Below are 18219 nucleotides of genomic sequence, written 5' to 3'. Positions count from 1 at the left end.
TGGCTCTATTCAGCAGAATTGCGATCAATGTAGGCGCGTAGTTCTTCGGCCTCATGGCGGGCTTCACGCAGGCCCTCCATGGCGGCGCGTAGCTCTGCTTCGGTTTGCGTCTGATGATTGCTCATCTCGGCTTCGCGCTGCTGGTAATAGGTCACGGCTTGGTCGCGTTGTTCTTCGGCTTCATGTAATTGCTGCGCCATTGTGTCGAGGTCAGACATGTCGGCGTCACCCACACGTACGAAGCGATGGATCACCCAATGCGTAAACCAACCCATCAAAAAGGCGATGAAAAGAACGATCGCCGTTGCGATGATAAGTTCTATTCTATTCATTGTTTTCCTCGTTTGTCTCTGGTGCGGCGCTGGTGTCCGGTGATGTGTTGTCGTCGTTTGGCGTGTCTTCTGTCGCAGGCTCGCCTATGAGTTTGAAGGAAATCCGACGGTTTGCGTCGCGACCCTCGGCTGTATCATTATCAGCGATCGGTTCGATTTCGCCGTAGCCTTTGGCGGTGAATCTGACCCCTGTGACGCGGCGCGCCAGCAAGGCGTCCAGTACCGAATTGGCTCGCGCTTGGCTGAGTTGCTGGTTCATTTCTTCGCCGCCCTGGCTGTCAGTGTGACCGCCAATTTCCATTTGCATATCTTCACAGTCGCTAAGTGCCTTTGCGATCCGGTCAAGCGTGTCACTGGCGCTGTCATCAACATCGGTGGAACCCGGTGCGAATTCGATTTTACCGCTAGAGATGGCTTGGTTGGCAGCATCAACACATTTTTGCGGCGTTGGCAGGTTGAGAATGGGGTCCAGTTTTCGAACGTAATTCACAGTGATGTCATAGGTTTGTGAATCGCCCAATCGAGACGCCAAAAGTCCCGTGATTTCTGCTTTGGCGGTGGGGTCACCTGTTTCACCGCGCACAGAGATGAGGTCTTCGGTGACGGTGACAGAGCCTTGGTTGAGGTGACCGAGCGCATCAATAGAGGCCATAACACGGGTGGCCCAGTTGCGTGGCAGGTTGTCGTCGACACGCATCGCGGAATAGACCGCTTGTGACCCGAATGTTGCGCTGGCCAAAGCCTCGGTTGCGATGCGATTGCGTTCGGTCGTGATGCGCCCACGTAATTGCACTTGTCCTTCGGGGGACCGCAGCACGACGAATTCTGGTTGTTCGTCACTGGCCTCATTGTTCGCGCTTGGCGGCACGCTGGCATGCAGCGAAAATGTATCAGGAAAAGTCGCTTCCAAGTCACCAGCAACACGATCAAGCGTCGAGGTGCTGGTACCTTCGGGCGCGATCAACGACACATCAGTGTCGGAAAACGTGATAGAGCCGCCGCCAAGTTGCTCAACCGCACGCATGCCAGTTTCAACTGCGCTGGCCCATGCTGTGGTCGGCGCGCCTAAGCCCACTACACAAGTTGGATTTTCAACCCCCAATGCCTTAGCCGCCGCAAGCAAGCGTGCGTGGCCTTGGGGGGTTTCAGCTGTACAGGCGTCAAAGCGGGCGCCATCTTCATCGATCAAGAAGCGCGCTGTAAACGGCGTGATCACTGGCCGTGGGGATGAAATGTTGATCAAAGCTTCCACGTCTTTGGGGGCGCTCGCGTTCAAGGATCGCTCAAGTCTTGCTTGTTGTTCTTTACTGTCCGCCAAAGCCGTGATGTCGATACGGTCTGCGGATAAAGAAATCTTGGACCGCTGCAATTGTTTGATCGCCGCGACGCCATATTGCATGACCGCATCCCAATCTTCGGGCACTGTGTAGTCGGCATGTTCCAACAAATCTGCAACAGAACCGGTGCCGCCAGCCTTTTTCAGCGTCTCTATAAATTCTTCACGATCCCAAGCCGTTGGAACCAAACCAATCAAGGAAATGCCTTGATCATTGCGTAGGATTTCAATGGAAAAGCGCGGAGCGGGTGTCGCGTCCTGCTCTGCAATGGTCATCACATTCATGATGCGCGCTGCATCGACCACATGACCTGCGGTGCGCTGGGCAGCAAGTTGTGCGGCCTCGTTTGGTGCATCGCCTGTTAAAATGACCTGCAAGCCATCAGCATCAACGTCAACCCATTCAAAGCCTTCAAGCTCAAGCTGAGTGGATACAGCTTTCTGCGATGTGCGTTGAATCGCATTCGCACTAATGGCCGCTGCCCCGACGGACAAGAGTGCAGCACCGCTGAAGGCGCCGAGGATGGGAAGTATAGAGGAAAGGCGCATGAGCTGCTGTCCGATTTTATCGCATTTGGTGAATGTCTTAGGACGTCTGAGCCTAAGCTGCAATCACAGGAAGACAGAGATGGCAAGAAACAGCGCAGCCAACAGTCCAGTGTCACGGTTTGAGCGAAACAACACCATGCATTTTTCTGGGTCGTCAATGTCAAGTCTGCTCAACTGCCAAGTCATGTGCCAGCCCATAGCCCAAGCGCCGCCAATCGCCACCAGTATAGACAAAATCGATCCATCGATCAGTGCTTCGATCACGGCGCCGGCAAACAACACAACGGACACAACAATGAAACGTTTAAGCCAAACAGCCGTGTTATCGCCAAAAAGACGCGCGGTGGATTTTATACCAATCAGGGCGTCATCCTCTTTGTCTTGATGTGCATAGATCGTGTCGTAAAACAGCGTCCAAGCGATACCAGATAGATATAAGAACACAGGCGCAGCGGTTAACTCGCCTGCGACGGCAGCATAGGCCAGCAAAGCGCCCCAGTTGAAGGCGACACCCAAAAACACCTGCGGCCACCACGTAAAGCGTTTGGCAAAAGGATAAATCGCCACAGGGATCAAAGAGACAATCCCCAATACAATCGCGAGTGTGCCAAAACTCAACAAAATACCTAAGGACAGCAGGCATTGCAGTGCCATCCATATGGCGGCTTGTTTGGTGGTGACTTGCCCCGATGGGATGGGGCGGCTTTTGGTCCGTGCGACTGCGGCATCCAAATCGCGGTCTGTGATGTCGTTCCATGTGCATCCGGCACCGCGCATCAGCCAAGCTCCAGCCGCGCAACCGATCAACACCCAAACTATACGCAACGTTAGCTGCCCTGTGATAGACGCGGCCAAAAGCGCGCCCCACCAGCAAGGTAGTAATAAAAGCCATGTGCCAATGGGGCGATCCGCGCGTGATAGGCGCAAATAGGGCCGTGTCCAAGCGGGGGCGCGGCTGTCAACCCAGTTGCCTTTGACGGCGTCCGCAACCTGTCCTGACATTTCTTCGTCTTGCGGGTCTGGTGCTTGGGCTTTGTCGGTCATATGTATTGTCCATGGTTCAAGCTAAAGTCAGACTCTTTGTAGATCACCCTTTGTCCCAAGGGCAAACTGTTCCCCTCGATAAGGACCAGTCTAATTACCTTTTTGCGGTCATGCGGTTGCAAATCGGTGCATTTGTCGCGCTGTTCAACGGTGTGGATGGTGAATATCAGGCCGAGGTCACCACCGCGAACAAACGTGGCGGGGCTTTGATCTGTCATGCACAAAGCAAACCTTTGCAAATGCCCCCCGATTTGTGGCTCATTTTTGCGCCAATCAAAAAGGCCCGTACGGATTTTATTGTTGAAAAAGCCGCTGAAATGGGGGCTGCCAAGATTATCCCTGTGAACACGGATTTCACCAATTCTGAACGCATTCGCCAAGACCGATTGCAAGCCCATGCTTTGGAAGCGGCAGAGCAATGCGGGGGGACCTATGTGCCCGAGGTGACCGATTTACACAAACTTGATCGCTTGCTGGCAGAGTGGGATGAGACGCGACAGATCATGTTCTGCGACGAGGCACTTGTTGGCATAGCTGAGGTTTTGGGGGCTGTTCAAGGCGAAAAATGGGCGATTCTGATTGGACCTGAGGGTGGGTTTTCGGATGCGGAGCGGCAAAAACTACATGCCTTGCCCTATGCGCATCCTGTGTCTTTGGGACCACGTATTTTACGCGCTGACACCGCAGCGGTGGCGGCGATGACCGTCTGGCAACAACAACTGGGAGATTGGTCATGATCCGCCCTGAAGTGAGAGAGCAAATCTGGGGCCTGCGTGAAGTGATCGCTGCCTTGGGGTTGATGGTCTTGAGCCTGTGGTGGGCGATGTCGAGTTTTGGATTTATGCGTTGGCTTGCCATTGGCCTTGCGCTTATTTGTATATTTCTGGCCTTTGCCGCGTTTCAGCGCGCCCGCTTTGCCTCGCGCGGGCAGGGGGTTGGTGTTGTTGAAATCGATGAGGGTATTATCAGTTATTTGACTGCCTACACAGGCGGGCAGGTGGAAATTGAAATGCTCACATCGGTGATTTTGATTCCCGCAGGTAAAGGTATCGCGCATTGGCAATTGGAAGCCTCGGGGCAAATCCCGCTGACAATCCCGCTGAATGCGGTGGATGCCGAAAAGTTGTTCGACGTGTTTGTTTCGCTTGATGGCATCGAAACCGAACGCATGTTGAGGCAAATCAAGGAAACGCCAAAATCGCCAGTGGTGATATGGCGAAAACGCACACTTGCTCTGCATTGACTTCGCGGGGCGGTTCGCACAACTGTAGAGACCTTATTTAACTCCACCGGAGACCCGATATGTCCATTCCACAATCCGGCGGCGGCCTGATCGAAAGCTATGATGACTTGGTCAATTATTTTGCCGAAGGCTGTAAGCCCGAGCAAGATTGGAAGATCGGCACAGAGCATGAGAAATTCGGCTACTGTAAAGACACGCTCAAGCCCATTCCCTATGATGGTGACCGCTCGATCAAAGCGATCCTTGAAGGTCTGCAAGACAAGTATCAATGGAACCCTGTTTTTGAGGGCGAACACCTGATTGGTTTGACCAAAGAGGGGGCGAATGTGTCCTTGGAACCTGGTGGTCAGCTTGAATTGTCTGGTGCGCCTTTGGACAACATCCACCAAACTTGCGGCGAGGTGCATACGCACCTGCACGAGGTGCAAACCGTGGCTGATGAAATCGGCGCAAAATTCATTGGTCTGGGCGCGGCTCCACATTGGACGCATGACGACATGCCGTTGATGCCCAAAGGGCGTTACAAGTTGATGGACGCCTATATGGGCACCGTTGGCACCGCAGGCACTCAAATGATGCGCCGCACCTGTACTGTTCAGGTGAACCTTGATTTTGCCTCTGAAGCGGACATGGTGCAAAAGTTCCGTGTGGCTTTGGCGTTGCAGCCCGTGGCCACGGCGCTTTTCGCCAATTCGCCTTTCTTTGAAGGCAAACTTAATGGCCATAAATCATGGCGTTCACGGATTTGGCGTCACTTGGACGACAGTCGCACCGGCATGTTGCCTTTTGTGTTTGAGGACGGCATGAGCTTTGAACGCTATGCCGATTTCGCCCTCGATGTGCCCATGTACTTTGTGTACCGTGATGGCAAATATATCAACGCGCTGGGCATGTCCTTCCGTGACTTCCTCAAAGGTGAACTGCCAGCTTTGCCTGGTGAAAAGCCGACGATGTCTGATTGGGCCGATCACCTGACAACGATCTTTCCTGAGGCGCGGATCAAGCAATACATGGAAATGCGTGGTGCCGATGGCGGCCCTTGGCGTCGCTTATGTGCGCTGCCAGCTTACTGGGTTGGCATGATGTATGACCAATCCGCGCTGGATGCCTCATGGGATATTGCCAAAGACTGGACGCCAGAATTCCGCGAAGAGCTGCGTGTTGCAGCCTCCGTCGATGGTCTGCAAGCCGAAGTGCAAGGCGTTAAAATGATGGATCTGGCACGCGAGACGGTAGCGATTTCCGAAGCGGGTCTTGTGGCGCGTGCGCGCGAAGGTGCTGGTGGCTTGGTTGCCAATGAAACCCATTTCCTTAATGCTCTCAAAGACAGCTTGGATTCAGGCCAAGCGCCAGCAGATGAATTGATCGCCAAATTTGAGGGCGAATGGAACGGCGACGCGACACGTGTTTTTGGCGAGTATTCTTATTAATCAACTGTGATGCGGTTATAAAAAAAGCCCCGCACGACGTGCGGGGCTTTTGCGTGTTTTGCGATGTGATTTATTTAGTCTGCAGAAACAAAATCGCTGACAGTCACGACAGCAGGACCGAAACGATTCACATCTGTGCTGCCTTTTTTGATGACCCAGATCAGCAAAATGATCCAGCCGACCAGTGGGACAATCACTAACAGTTGCCACCAGCCTGATTTGTTTACATCGTGCAGACGACGCGCGGCCACGGCAATGGATGGAACAATCGTCGCAAGGCTAAAAATGTTGCTGAGCAAGCCCCAATCGCCAAAGCCAATGGCAAAATCCACCGCTTGCAAAATGATACTGGCGACGATGATGAACAGGGTCCACCACCAATATTCAGACCGGCTCGCACGGCCTGAAAATGTCGCATATTTATTGAAGCAGGTTTTGACTGCAGTTTGAAAATCCATAATAAGTTCCTCGTTACTTTTGACCGATTTTTGTCTCGTTACCAGCGCGCAAGCGCGCAATGTTTTCGCGGTGTTTATAGAATATCAAAGCTGACAATATACCCACTAAAATCGCGCCGTGCTGGTGATAAAAAAGAATGGTGTAAATTGGTGCAAACAAAGCGGCGACCAGTGCGGACAGGCTTGAGTATCGAAAGATCACAGCCGTCACCAGCCAGGTCGCGCAAGCGGCCAAGCCTACGGGAAATGACAAGGCCAACAGCGTGCCTAAGAATGTCGCGACGCCTTTGCCGCCTTTGAATTTTAAAAATACAGGGTAAAGATGCCCGAGCATCGCAAAAAGCGCAGCCGTGCCAGCGCCCTCTTCGCCAATCAGTGCCCGTGCCAGCAGCACCGCCGCAGCCCCTTTGCCGCTATCGCCCAAAAGCGTGAAAAATGCCGCCAGCTTATTGCCTGTGCGCAGAACGTTCGTCGCACCGATGTTTCCCGACCCGATGGCACGTAGATCCCCCAGTCCAAAGAGCTTTGCCATGACGATGCCAAAAGGGATTGACCCAAGAAGATAAGCCAAGGCAGCGGTGAAAAGCAGCAAGAACATCGTCATGTGTTTATCCTAATTGTGAAACGGAGTTAGGCGTTGAAAACGCGGGCGCCTGCCACCCATGTGCCTTTGATCTTGCCCTGCATCCGCGCCCCATCAAATGGGGTGTTCTTGGATTTGGACTGCAATTTAAAGCGATCCAACACAAAAGGCGCATCGGGATCGAACAAAACCAGATCCGCAGGCGCGCCGATAGTCAAACGCCCACACTCCAGACCAAGACGGTTGGCGGGGTTCAAAGACATCGCGCGAAACAGTTCCGGCAGCGTCAGTTGACCTGCGTGCACCAAGCGCATCGCCGCAGGCAACAGCGTTTCAAGGGCCACAGCGCCAGAGGCGGCTTCCTCAAATGGCAGGCGCTTGCTTTCTTCATCTTGCGGTGTGTGCATCGATGAAATGATATCAATCAGGCCTGAGGCTACAGCTTCGACCATAGCCAAACGGTCGTCTTCTGAACGAAGCGGCGGTTTGACTTTGAAAAACGTGCGGTAGTCTCCGACATCATATTCATTCAATGTCAGGTGATGGATCGAAACCCCCGCGGTGATATCAAGCCCATTATTTTTAGCGCGTTCCAAAGCGGGAAGAGCGCGCGCAGTGGACAGCTGATCAAAGTGATATTTCACACCTGTCATTTCCACCAAAGCGATATCACGGTCCACGGCCATGCGCTCGGCCATTGGCGACACGGCAGGCAGACCACGCAAGGATGCGAATTTACCAGATGTGGCTGCCGCGCCTTTGGTCAATGTCGGTTCTTGTGGATGGCCAATCACAAGAACACCGAGAGAGCGCGCATAGGTCATGCAGCGTTGCAGAACTTTGGTGTTTTCTACCACATGATCGCAATCGGAAAAGGCCACCACACCTGCATCTTTCATAAAGCCGATTTCGACCATCTCTTTGCCCGCGCGATCTTTGGTCAATGCAGACATATGTTTGACGTTCACAATAGCATCCGTTGCGGCGCGGCGTTCCACGAATTCCAGAACTTCAGGCGTATCAATCGCGCTTAATGTGTCGGGGCGGGTCACCATTGTTGTGACACCGCCAGCGGCGGCCGCGCGACCTGCCGAGGCAAAACTTTCTTTGTGACGTTCGCCCGGTTCAGACACTTTTACCCCAAGATCGACAATCCCAGGGGCCAAACATTTGCCAGCACAATCGATGATCTCGCCCAAAAGGTCAGTTGGGGCTGTACCGGTTCCGATCGCCGCAATCGCGCCATTTTCGACATGCAGCCAGCCAAGCGTGTCGGTGAGTGTTTCAGGATCGATGAGACGGGCGTTGATAAAGATACTCATATGCGGCCTCTTATGCAGAATCGGAGTGTGCAGTCATGTGGGCAGATGCAGATCGATTGGTCGGGTGAGCGCTGTGTCATCATCCAGCCATCCAGACGAACACGCCGACAAAGATAAACAAGAAAATCAAAACAAAGGTCGCCACCATACCGCCGATGCGGGCATCTGATTTTGGCGCCTTGCCTTGGGGCAATTGCCCTTTGGCTGCATCGCTGGTCAAAGGTTCATGCAAGGAATGTTCCGTCACTTGACTATAGCGTGCAACGAAGCTCAGAGGCGCTTGTGGCACAAATGCGGTCTGGGCATTTTCAACACCTTGGGAAAACACCAACAAAATATGCCCGGTCAATGCGTCCAGCATTGATGCGTCATCGCCGATGTCCACCCCATTGCCTTCGGTCAGGTAATTGGAAAACCCGTAAGCGCGCAGGGCTTCCAAATCTAGGACTTCGACAAAATCCTGATCTGGATAGGGCGTCACGCCGAGCGCGTCACCCAGTGGCCAGTTGCGACCCTCATTGCCGTTGTCTGTTTCGTGAGAAAACGCATCAATTTCACTGTCAGGTAGATCAATCGCAAAAATCCAAACCGAACGATGTGGGGCTGTTGTTATGTCGAGCGCGGCGCTCATGCCATCACACCATCATGGTTCGCAGCTTTTTCAGCACGCAAATTACGCACCAACAAATCCATCGCGGCCATGCGCACGGCTACGCCCATTTCGACCTGTTCTTGAATGACCGACCTGTTGATGTCGTCCGCAATACTGCCGTCAATTTCGACACCGCGATTCATAGGGCCGGGGTGCATGACAATCGCGTCGGGTTTGGCGTGGGCCAGTTTGGCTGCGTCCAAACCATAACGGTGAAAGTATTCACGTTCGGACGGAATAAAGCCACCATCCATGCGTTCTTTTTGCAGGCGTAACATCATCACGACATCGACGTCTTTAAGCCCTTCTTCCATGTCTTCATAGACCTCACAGCCAAGCTCGTTCATGCCAGTCGGAATCAAAGTCGGTGGACCAACAAGGCGTACACGGTTTTCCATTTTGCCCAGTAAAATCAAGTTCGATCGCGCAACGCGGGAATGGGCAATGTCACCACAAATCGCGATGGACAGGCGATGCAGGCGCCCTTTGGCACGGCGAATGGTTAAGGCATCCAGCAAAGCTTGCGTCGGATGCTCATGTTTGCCATCGCCTGCGTTCAAGACCGCGCAATTGACCTTTTCAGCCAGCAAATCAACAGCGCCCGAATGTGGATGGCGCACGACCAGCAGGTCTGGGTGCATGGCGTTCAACGTCAATGCCGTATCGATCAGGGTTTCGCCCTTTTTAATCGATGACGCCTGCATTGACATGTTCATTACGTCCGCGCCCAAGCGCTTGCCTGCCAATTCGAATGAGCTTTGCGTGCGGGTGGAATTCTCGAAAAACATGTTGATTTGGGTCATTCCCGCCAGAGCATCGGAATGTTTGTGGGCTTGGCGGTTGAGGTCAACATAGCTGTCAGCCACATCTAAAATCGTGGTGATCTCTGTGGGGTGCAGGGGCTCGATGCCGAGAAGGTGTTTTTGCCGAAATGCCATGGTGCCCCCGTGAATGCTTTGCGACGATAGAATGCCGCTGAAGTGCTTATAGAAACTCGCGAAGGGTGCGGCAATGCTGCGTTGGCGCTTTCTTGCGATTTACCTTCGTGCAAAGGACGCGTAGCTTACGGGTATGGAGACTCAGATCGATTATTGGGATGCGTATGCTCTGTTAGAGTGGCAAGTCGAGCTTGGCGTGAGCGAAGCCATCGGCGAAACCCCTGTGAATCGTTATGAAACGCCACAAACGATGCCCAAACCTGCCGCAGCCGTCGATGCGAAAACGCCGCCTGCGCCGGTTAAGGCCCCAGAGGTTGATTCTGTTGATGAAGCGCAAAAAGCTGTCAGCGGCGTCACCTCGATTGATGATTTGAAATCGGCCCTGATGGGCTTTGAGTTGTGCGACCTGCGTCGTGGGGCGCGTAATCTTGTGTTTCAAGACGGCAATGTCGGTGCGCGGGTCATGGTTGTCGGGGACAGTCCTAGTCGCGAAGATGATATTGAGGGTAAGCCTTTCACGGGGCCTGTCGGCGCATTGTTTGACAAAATGTTTGCCGCTATTGATCTGGATCGCGCAGCCGAGGATGTTATCAAGGGTCTGTATATTACGACGGCGCTGCCATGGCGGCCACCTGAAAACCGCGACCCAAGTCCCACAGAGATTGCGATGCTCAAGCCATTTTTACTTAAGCATATCGAGCTGGCCAATCCAGATGTGGTTGTGCTGATGGGCAACGCCGCCTGCATGACCGTTTTAGGGCGCGCAGGGATCACCCGCTTACGGGGCAATTGGCAGACTGTGTTGGGCAAGCCCGTTTTGCCGATGATGTCGCCGCGTGACCTGTTGCGCACCCCCATTGCCAAACGTGAGGCTTGGGCGGACCTTTTGGATCTGCGTGCCAAGCTTGCGAACCTCACCTGAATTATTAACACAAGCGAGAATACGCATGTCCACACTCGATACTTCTTTGGAATTTATCCCAGTGCGCATCGCCGTTTTGACCGTCTCTGACACGCGCGGGTTGGATGACGACAAATCAGGTGCAACTTTGGTCAAGATGATCGAAGAGGCGGGGCATGTCATAGCGGATCGTGCCATCATCACCGATGACCGCCCTCTCATTCGTGACCAACTAACGGCGTGGATCGAGCGCGCTGATGTTGATGTTGTGATCTCAACGGGCGGCACGGGGCTGACAGGTCGCGATGTAACTGTCGAGGCGCACCGTGATGTGTATGAGAAAGAAATCGACGCTTTCGGAACTGTGTTCACGATCGTGTCGATGCAAAAAATTGGGACCTCTGCTGTGCAAAGTCGCGCGACGGGGGGGGTTGCTAAGGGGACGTATTTATTTGCTTTGCCCGGATCAACGGGGGCTTGCAAGGATGCATGGAACGAAATTTTAAAGCTCCAGCTTGATTACCGTCACAAACCCTGCAATTTCGTGCAAATTCTGCCGCGACTTGATGAGCACATGCGCCGCAAATAGATCGCGGCAAAATGATTTTGGTTTATTGGTGCATCACCGTGCTGTAAAAATGAATTAAGAGCCTGTGCAGCCCTGTGCTTCATAGGCTTTGCCGCCTGCTCCGATGAGAGTGATGCGCAGTTGCGAGCGGTCCACGAAGAATGGCGCGGCCTCTGGTGGGACCATTTCGCTTTCAATTGTGACAGTGCGACCAGTCCGTGTGTGCATCGATTCCGATACCCAAACGCTTGAGTCTGGATGTTCAACCACGGCCATTTCCAAATCACCTAAATGGGGCGCTTGCAGGGTAGTGGTGATTTTCATCCCGTCGTCGATGGCGGCAGCTGCGCAGCGCACCCCCGACAAATGTTTAGGCTGATTGTTCAGGGCTGTTTCAATTTTGCTGGTATTGGCTGCCGCTGCCGCCATATCAAACGCGCCTTGAAAACGGGCGGTGTAGGGCATGCAGACGTCTTCACAAACACCCATCATGATTTCGCCATTAACGATGAGGGTGCCTGTGTCTGACGTCGCGAATTCGATCGGCAAGATCAATTCGTTTTCATAGCCGAGAAAACGCATATCGTTTTGTTCGTAGATGTCAGGCACCGGCCAGTGAAAATGCGCACCAGAGATATTTTGCGAGCCAGTCCAGTCGAATTGCGGGGGGATGCCCGCCGCACCGGGAGCACGCCAATAGGTATGCCAGCCGGGGGCCAGTTTGACGCGCAACGCGGCCATGTAGTGGCCGTTGCTCATGCCCCACCCTGGCAAAAGGGTCACCTCTGCCATTGTTCCAATAGGTTCATCGGCCACGGCCGAGAGGCCTGACAGGCTTAGACCTGCGACAAATGAGAGTGCGAAAAGGCTGGGGGCGGATTTGAATTTCATGAGGATGATATAGCCTCGAAGGTGCTGACGGGAAACTCACATTTGAGAGAGATACGCGTGGGTCGCTCAAATCGTCCCTTTTCCATCGTCATCCTCTTGCGCTTACGGCCCAGATCGGGTGAGTTGATCTTATGGCTCAAACACTATCACATGACCTCACCGGCAAGCTTTTGATCGCGATGCCCGGATTGCAAGACACTCGTTTTGAGGGGGGCTTGGTTTATTTATGCGCGCATTCTGATGAAGGCTCGATGGGGCTGATCATCAACAAGGTGTCGACGCAAATTTCCGCCAAAGATGTTTTTGAACAATTGGATATCTCGCCCAGTGAGACGATGGATGTTTTGGATGTGTGCTATGGCGGTCCAGTTGAAATGGCGCGCGGTTTTGTGTTGCACAGTACGGACTACTGCGATGGCGATACATCTTTGCCAGTTGATGATACGTTTTCCATGACGGCCTCGAAAGACATTCTGCGTGATATTGCACAGGGCAATGGGCCAAATCAGCGCCTGTTGTGCTTGGGGTATGCGGGGTGGTCACCCGGGCAACTCGATGCGGAGATTGCGCAAAACGCTTGGCTGACCTGTGATGCGGACAGTCGAATCGTTTTTGATCTGAGCGGTGATCAAAAATGGGCCGCTGCTTTAGAAACCTTGGGTGTCAGTGCAGCGCTTTTGTCTGCTGAATTTGGACGCGCTTAAAAGTTATGACGCAGCGTTCAGATTGGTCGCGGCCGTGAGGTTGAGTACAGTTAAGTGCACAGTTCATTTATATCAGCCTTCCCCTTGACGCTTGTCGTCGGGCCAAGGATGGCACGCCCAGGAGATCCACATGCCATATCGCGCGCCCGCCGATGAGTTTCAGTTCATTCTGGACAAGGTTGTTGACTTTGGGCGTCTGTCTGACATGGAACGCTTTGCCAGTGTTGATTTAGACGTTGCCGCAGCAATTTTGTCTGAGGCGGCAAAGCTTGCCAGTGATGTGATCGCGCCATTGGATCGTGGCGGTGATCAGCAGGGCGCCACATTGGAAAACGGTACTGTGAGAACATCGCCTGGGTTTGCAGATGGTTTCGCAACTCTCGCCAAAGGCGGTTGGATCGGTATGTTGGCTTCGCCAGAGAACGGGGGCATGGGATTGCCATTGTCTATTGGGACGGCTGTGAATGATATGCTGTCTGGGGCCTGTCTGTCGCTGTCTCTCAATCCTTTGATGTCACAAGGTCAGATTGAGGCGCTTGAGCATCACGCCAGCGACGAGATCAAAGCGCTCTATTTGCCCAAATTGATGGATGGGTCATGGTGCGGCACGATGAACCTGACGGAAGCTGGTGCGGGATCAGATGTTGGTGCATTGCGCAGCAAAGCAACACGCAATTCGGACGGCACTTATTCTATTACAGGGCAAAAGATTTTCATCTCTTGGGGGGATAGTGATTTCGCCGAAAACATTTGCCATCTGGTGCTCGCGCGATTGCCGGATGGGGTTGAGGGCACGAAAGGGATTTCTCTGTTCATGGTGCCTAAAATCGTTCCTAATGCGGATGGCAGTCTGGGCGAGGCGAATGCAGTCAGCGTTGTCAGTCTTGAACACAAGCTTGGCATACACGGGTCACCGACCTGCGTGATGGACTATAACGGTGCTAAGGGCTGGCTGATCGGACGCGAACACGAAGGCATCAAGTGCATGTTCACGATGATGAACAATGCGCGTTTGGGCGTCGCGGCCCAAGGTGTTGGCGTGGCTGAAGCGGCAACGCAACGCGCGCTGAGCTATGCACAAGATCGTGTGCAAGGCGTGCCTCTGGCTGGCGAAAATGGTGCTATTTGCGACCACGCGGATGTGCGACGGATGTTGGCGACAATGCGCGCTGAAACTTTTGTCGCGCGCTCAATCGCGCTGGCTTGCGGCGTTGCGCTTGATATGGCGCTTGATGATGCCGATCTGGCCGCGAGAGGTGCCTTTTTGCTTCCCATCGCCAAAGCCTTTGGGACGGATATAGGGCATGAAGTGGCGCAGATGGGTGTTCAGGTTCATGGCGGCATGGGCTACATTGAGGAAACAGGGGCTGCGCAATATGCACGCGATGCGCGGATCACGTCGATCTATGAGGGAACTAACGGTATTCAGGCGATGGATTTGGTGTCAAGAAAACTCAATGATGGCGGCGATGCAGCCTTTGCGATTTTAGATGAAATCGAAAGCTTTGCAGAAGCTGCTCGGGGGCAAATGCCCAGTTTGGCCAAAGAGGTTTGGAGTGCCGCAGAAACGTTACGCGAAGGTGTTGAGGCCATGATCGCCTTGCCGTTGAATGATCGCTTTGCTGGCGCTGTCCCGTTTTTGCGAGCGTTTGCACGCGTCTTGGGGGGGCACTATCACCTCAAGGCTGCCATCGCAGAAGAGGGCGAAGGCAAACGTACCAAATTGGCGGCCTTCTACATTCGACGGCTTTTGCCTGAGCATGGCGCCTTGTTGACACAGGCACGCCAGGGTGCGACTGACCTTTATGCCTTTTCTATGGATGAGCTTAGCGCTGGATGACCGCACCTATACGTATGCCATTTGAAGCCCCAAAACAGGGCGAAGTGATCGAGGTGGCGCAGGGCGTCTTTTGGGCGCGGATGCCTTTGCCGATCGCCTTGAACCATGTGAACGTCTACATTTTGGACGACGGCGATGGTTGGACGGTGGTGGATACAGGCGTAGACACAAAGCTGTCCCGCCGTCTGTGGGCCGAACTTTTGTCTGGACCATTGAGCGCTAAGCCGGTCAAACGATTGATTGTCACGCATCACCATTTAGATCACGTGGGGTTGGCTGGCTGGTTTGCGACCGAGCATGGCGCAGAGCTTGTGATGACGCGCAACGCTTATTTGATGGCCCGTATGTTGCAACTTGATGTGCAAGACGCGCCAACGCCTGAAATGATCGCCTTTTGGCGGTCCTGCGGTATGGCTCCGGATATTCTGTCAAAGCGAATAGCCGAGCGTCCATTCAACACCGCTGATGTCGTTGGTCCCCTGCCTTTGGGATATACGCGGATCAAAGAAGGCGACGAAATAACTATCGGCGGGCGTCTTTGGGACGTGCACTGTGGCGATGGCCATGCGCCAGAGCACGCGACGTTTTGGTCACGAGATCAGGCGCTTGTTTTGGGCGGCGATCAACTTTTGGGATCAATCTCGCCCAACCTTGGCGTCAGTGCCACAGAACCTTTTGCTGACCCTGTGGGCGAGTGGATGCACTCTTGTGCTGCGTTCCAAAACCATGCGCTGGGCAGTCAGTTGGTGCTGACGGGACATAAGTTGCCCTATATGGGATTGCCCGCGCGACTTGCGCAATTGATTGCCAATCATCACTCAGCGCTGGATCGCTTGCTTGTGTTTTTGGAAATACCGTATGCAGCTTGCGAGTGTTTCATGCCCTTGTTTAAGCGCGAGATCAAAGGTGGCGAATACGGATTGGCTATGGTTGAAGCCATGGCGCATTGCGTGCATTTGTATCACAATGGGCTTGTCACGCGCAGCCTGCGTGAGGATGGTGCAATTGCATGGCAACGTAAGGATTCAAAATGAACGACACAGATCAAATTCAAACGTCGGCCGAAGCTGCAGAAGCCGCTGCAATGCCGCGTGCGCGGGTGGTTCACAGCGATCCGGACGCCCCTCAATCGCCTGAGCAAAAGCCCCTTCCGGCAGTCTTGTCTCGCAAACCTGTCGATCAAAAAAGCCCTGCGGAATGGGCCTATGAGCGTTTGATTTTGTATATCAAAAATTTCGAAGAACAACTCGATGGTGAGCACGAAATTGCAATGGGCTATACGGGGTCTAGCACAGGCGCGTTGCGCATCGAGGGTATGGGATTTTTTGATCCGGATCTCGTCACATTCTATGGATCAGACGAGGCGGGCACCAAAACCCAGCTTGTGCAACACGTGACCCAATTGAACGTCATGCTGCGCGCCTTGCCAAAGCAAAAGCCAGAAGTCGCTGCAAGGCGTATTGGGTTTCGTTTGGTCGACGATCTGGAAAGCAACAGTGAGACATAAGTTCACACAGGATGCGAAGAGCAGGTGACACAGGCGTGCATTTCCTTTAATTCATTCCAAAAATAGCGATAAGGATCAAAGAACATGTCCGAACATAAACACGGTGAAATGGATATTTCCGTTCAAGAACAGTCTTTTGAAGGCTTCATGAAGTGGTCAACGCGCGTTGGCGTTTTCTCGATTCTCGTGTTGGTTTTCCTCGCGATCTTCAGAACCTAAGTATGAGTAAACGTGTGGGGAGTGGATCGTTGCGCGGTCTGCGGCTAGGGGTGTTGTTTCTAGCAGCGGTTGTTTTGACGGCTTGCGGTGCGGCTGAGCCTGTTTGGGCGCCCGATTCCGAAGTTTCTCGCTCTGTCTATCGTCACGATGGGCCAAGCGCGATCACGCTTTTCACAGTTGTTGGTGCCCGATCTGGTGCGGGTGCGCATTCTGGCTTGATGGTCAATGCGCCGTCCCAACGCGCTATGTTTGACCCTGCAGGCACATTCAATCACCCGCATCTGCCTGAACGCAACGATGTGATCTTTGGCATGTCAGATGCCGCCGTCGCATTCTACATCGATTACCATGCTCGTGTGACCTACGATGTGGTCGAGCAAACCGTTCTGGTTAGCCCCGAGGTTGCAGAATTGGCTTTGGCGCGGATCCAAGCGTATGGTGCTGTGGCTAAGGCGCAATGTGCGGATAGCATTACGGACATTTTGGCAGGCCTGCCCGGATTTGAAGATGCGCCGCAAACCATGTTCCCCAAAAAGGTGATGACATGGTTTGATGAATTGCCAAATGTCACAACCATATCCCATTCTGACGATTCTCCGGCACAAAACGGTCACTTCGTAGATGCGCCGCACTTGCGGCTCAACTGATCAGCCGATCAAAGCGCCCAGACCAAAAAAGACACCCAAACCTGCAATAATCGCGTAGAGTACATTGCGGGTCAACAAGCCCACAACAAGTGTGACCATGGCCGCTGACAACCTCAGCGGGTCTGCGGAATGCGCAGCGTTACTGCCGATCAGCATAGGCGCAACCACTCCTGGTAAAACTGCTACAGGCGTGAACCTGAGCATTTTTAAGAGCCAGCTCGGTAGGTCTCGATTTCCGATCAATCCCAAGAATGAAAACCGGATCACATATGTTCCGATCCCCATCGCAATGATGATGATCCAGATCTGTGCGGTGCTGGCCTCAATCATTTTGTGTTCCTTTGCGTTTCAACCCATGTTTCGACCAGTGAGCCCACCACAAGCGCTGCGATAGCCGCCACCAATAGGCCTGTGCCGTAAGGCATAAAACTAAGCGCAAGCACTAAGACGACGGAGGTCGTCGCCGCGGCGACATGAGCCAACGATTTAAGCATAGGCGCGACAACCGCTAGAAAAGTGATGGGCACGGCGAAATCAACACCAAGATCGGCAGGGATTTTTTCTCCTAGAACGGCTCCGCCAAACGTGGCCATGTACCAAGTTAGCCCCAACGGTACACCTGCACCAAAAAAATAGCTCAGCTTGTCTGCGGTGCTGAGGTTGGGGCGTTTCTCGAATTCAATGGTCGATAGGGCATAGGGTTGATCGAAAAGGACGTAGGCGGCAAAAGCGCGTTTCCACAACGGGGCGGCACCAAGGTGCGGCGCGAGGGATGCTGAATACATTGCCATGCGCAGGTTCACGGCCAAGGCTGTAACGATAACGATCAAGGTCGGGGCGTGATCTGTCAAAAGCTGTAACGCAGTCAGTTGCGACGCCCCAGCAATGACCAGTATGGAAAAGCCCATAACTTGGGCCAAATTCATGCCGGCTTCGGTGGCAATAACGCCAAACAAGACCCCGAATGGCACGATGACGATAAAAAATGGCAGACTGTCTAAAACGCCTTGAGTGAACGGCCTGCGGTGATTGGGCTGCTGCATGGTCTGTTTCCA

General features: G+C 53.5%; 22 protein-coding genes. 11 read left to right on the top strand and 11 right to left on the bottom strand.

Going from position 1 to position 18219, the window contains the following annotated elements; genetic code table 11:
* Positions 1–5 precede the first annotated feature (5 nt).
* The 3 genes from KO503_RS01305 to ubiA all read right to left on the bottom strand — a co-directional run bounded on the left by KO503_RS01305 (position 6) and on the right by ubiA (position 3261).
* Positions 6–332, bottom strand: coding sequence for a hypothetical protein (locus KO503_RS01305; RefSeq protein WP_215989792.1), 327 nt, complete (start codon positions 330–332; stop codon positions 6–8).
* Positions 325–2217 (bottom strand): OmpA family protein, encoded by a 1893-nt coding sequence (locus KO503_RS01300; protein ID WP_215989791.1) that lies wholly within the window; start codon positions 2215–2217, stop codon positions 325–327. The genes KO503_RS01305 and KO503_RS01300 overlap by 8 nt, the downstream gene beginning before the upstream one ends.
* 63 nt (positions 2218–2280) lie before the next feature.
* Positions 2281–3261, bottom strand: coding sequence for a 4-hydroxybenzoate octaprenyltransferase (gene ubiA, locus KO503_RS01295; RefSeq protein WP_215989790.1), 981 nt, complete (start codon positions 3259–3261; stop codon positions 2281–2283).
* Positions 3262–3272: 11 nt separating this feature from the next.
* Between ubiA and KO503_RS01290 the strand changes: the two genes are divergently transcribed.
* From KO503_RS01290 to KO503_RS01280, 3 genes are read left to right on the top strand one after another with little or no spacing between them, the layout of a single operon-like run.
* Positions 3273–3998: a 16S rRNA (uracil(1498)-N(3))-methyltransferase gene (locus KO503_RS01290; RefSeq protein ID WP_215989789.1), complete on the top strand. Its 726-nt coding sequence runs from the start codon at positions 3273–3275 to the stop codon at positions 3996–3998.
* Positions 3995–4504: a hypothetical protein gene (locus tag KO503_RS01285; protein ID WP_215989788.1), complete on the top strand. Its 510-nt coding sequence runs from the start codon at positions 3995–3997 to the stop codon at positions 4502–4504. Before KO503_RS01290 ends, KO503_RS01285 begins: the two co-directional genes overlap by 4 nt.
* A 59-nt stretch (positions 4505–4563) precedes the next feature.
* Positions 4564–5934 carry a glutamate--cysteine ligase gene (locus KO503_RS01280; protein WP_215989787.1) on the top strand — a complete coding sequence of 457 codons (1371 nt, stop codon included), beginning with the start codon at positions 4564–4566 and terminating at the stop codon, positions 5932–5934.
* A gap of 74 nt (positions 5935–6008) precedes the next feature.
* On the opposite strand, the gene KO503_RS01275 is transcribed toward KO503_RS01280, so the two are convergent.
* From KO503_RS01275 to KO503_RS01255, 5 genes are all read right to left on the bottom strand, one after another.
* On the bottom strand, positions 6009–6392 hold the full coding sequence (locus KO503_RS01275) for a DUF805 domain-containing protein (protein ID WP_215989786.1): 384 nt from the start codon (positions 6390–6392) through the stop codon (positions 6009–6011).
* Between the two features lie 13 nt (positions 6393–6405).
* Positions 6406–6996 carry a glycerol-3-phosphate 1-O-acyltransferase PlsY gene (gene plsY / locus KO503_RS01270; RefSeq protein ID WP_215989785.1) on the bottom strand — a complete coding sequence of 197 codons (591 nt, stop codon included), beginning with the start codon at positions 6994–6996 and terminating at the stop codon, positions 6406–6408.
* A gap of 26 nt (positions 6997–7022) precedes the next feature.
* Positions 7023–8297 carry a dihydroorotase gene (pyrC, locus tag KO503_RS01265; protein ID WP_215989784.1) on the bottom strand — a complete coding sequence of 425 codons (1275 nt, stop codon included), beginning with the start codon at positions 8295–8297 and terminating at the stop codon, positions 7023–7025.
* Positions 8298–8376: 79 nt separating this feature from the next.
* Positions 8377–8928: a hypothetical protein gene (locus KO503_RS01260; protein ID WP_215989783.1), complete on the bottom strand. Its 552-nt coding sequence runs from the start codon at positions 8926–8928 to the stop codon at positions 8377–8379.
* The gene (locus tag KO503_RS01255) at positions 8925–9887 is read right to left on the bottom strand and encodes an aspartate carbamoyltransferase catalytic subunit (protein ID WP_215989782.1); all 963 of its coding nucleotides are present in this window, start codon (positions 9885–9887) and stop codon (positions 8925–8927) included. The genes KO503_RS01260 and KO503_RS01255 overlap by 4 nt, the downstream gene beginning before the upstream one ends.
* 133 nt (positions 9888–10020) lie before the next feature.
* Between KO503_RS01255 and KO503_RS01250 the strand changes: the two genes are divergently transcribed.
* On the top strand, positions 10021–10809 hold the full coding sequence (locus KO503_RS01250) for a uracil-DNA glycosylase (RefSeq protein WP_215989781.1): 789 nt from the start codon (positions 10021–10023) through the stop codon (positions 10807–10809).
* Between the two features lie 25 nt (positions 10810–10834).
* Positions 10835–11377, top strand: coding sequence for a molybdenum cofactor biosynthesis protein B (gene moaB, locus KO503_RS01245; protein WP_215989780.1), 543 nt, complete (start codon positions 10835–10837; stop codon positions 11375–11377).
* Positions 11378–11431: 54 nt separating this feature from the next.
* On the opposite strand, the gene KO503_RS01240 is transcribed toward moaB, so the two are convergent.
* A complete protein-coding gene (locus tag KO503_RS01240) occupies positions 11432–12247 on the bottom strand; it encodes a protein-disulfide reductase DsbD domain-containing protein (RefSeq protein ID WP_215989779.1) in 816 nt (271 codons plus the stop codon).
* Positions 12248–12378: 131 nt separating this feature from the next.
* On the opposite strand from KO503_RS01240, the gene KO503_RS01235 reads away from it, so the two are divergent.
* The 6 genes from KO503_RS01235 to KO503_RS01210 all read left to right on the top strand — a co-directional run bounded on the left by KO503_RS01235 (position 12379) and on the right by KO503_RS01210 (position 17164).
* Positions 12379–12951: a YqgE/AlgH family protein gene (locus KO503_RS01235; protein ID WP_215989778.1), complete on the top strand. Its 573-nt coding sequence runs from the start codon at positions 12379–12381 to the stop codon at positions 12949–12951.
* Between the two features lie 130 nt (positions 12952–13081).
* Complete coding sequence (locus tag KO503_RS01230) at positions 13082–14791, top strand: acyl-CoA dehydrogenase (protein ID WP_215989777.1); 1710 nt, start codon at positions 13082–13084, stop codon at positions 14789–14791.
* Positions 14788–15825 (top strand): MBL fold metallo-hydrolase, encoded by a 1038-nt coding sequence (locus tag KO503_RS01225; RefSeq protein ID WP_215989776.1) that lies wholly within the window; start codon positions 14788–14790, stop codon positions 15823–15825. The genes KO503_RS01230 and KO503_RS01225 overlap by 4 nt, the downstream gene beginning before the upstream one ends.
* The gene (locus KO503_RS01220) at positions 15822–16298 is read left to right on the top strand and encodes a DUF6173 family protein (protein WP_215989775.1); all 477 of its coding nucleotides are present in this window, start codon (positions 15822–15824) and stop codon (positions 16296–16298) included. The genes KO503_RS01225 and KO503_RS01220 overlap by 4 nt, the downstream gene beginning before the upstream one ends.
* Before the next feature lie 84 nt (positions 16299–16382).
* Positions 16383–16517: an aa3-type cytochrome c oxidase subunit IV gene (locus tag KO503_RS01215; protein WP_215944216.1), complete on the top strand. Its 135-nt coding sequence runs from the start codon at positions 16383–16385 to the stop codon at positions 16515–16517.
* A 2-nt stretch (positions 16518–16519) separates the two neighbouring features.
* Positions 16520–17164: a hypothetical protein gene (locus tag KO503_RS01210; protein WP_215989774.1), complete on the top strand. Its 645-nt coding sequence runs from the start codon at positions 16520–16522 to the stop codon at positions 17162–17164.
* Here KO503_RS01210 and KO503_RS01205 read toward each other — a convergent pair whose 3' ends face one another.
* Both KO503_RS01205 and KO503_RS01200 read right to left on the bottom strand, forming a co-directional pair.
* Positions 17165–17494: an AzlD domain-containing protein gene (locus KO503_RS01205; protein ID WP_215989773.1), complete on the bottom strand. Its 330-nt coding sequence runs from the start codon at positions 17492–17494 to the stop codon at positions 17165–17167.
* Entirely contained in the window at positions 17491–18207 is a 717-nt protein-coding gene (locus KO503_RS01200; protein WP_215989772.1) for an AzlC family ABC transporter permease, read from the bottom strand. Before KO503_RS01200 ends, KO503_RS01205 begins: the two co-directional genes overlap by 4 nt.
* Positions 18208–18219: the final 12 nt, after the last annotated feature.

The sequence above is a fragment of the Pacificibacter marinus genome (assembly GCF_018860505.1).
Taxonomy (GTDB): Bacteria; Pseudomonadota; Alphaproteobacteria; order Rhodobacterales; family Rhodobacteraceae; genus Celeribacter; species Celeribacter marinus_B.
The sequence above is the reverse complement of the archived record's forward strand: the minus strand, read 5'-3'. Positions and strand labels throughout refer to the sequence as shown.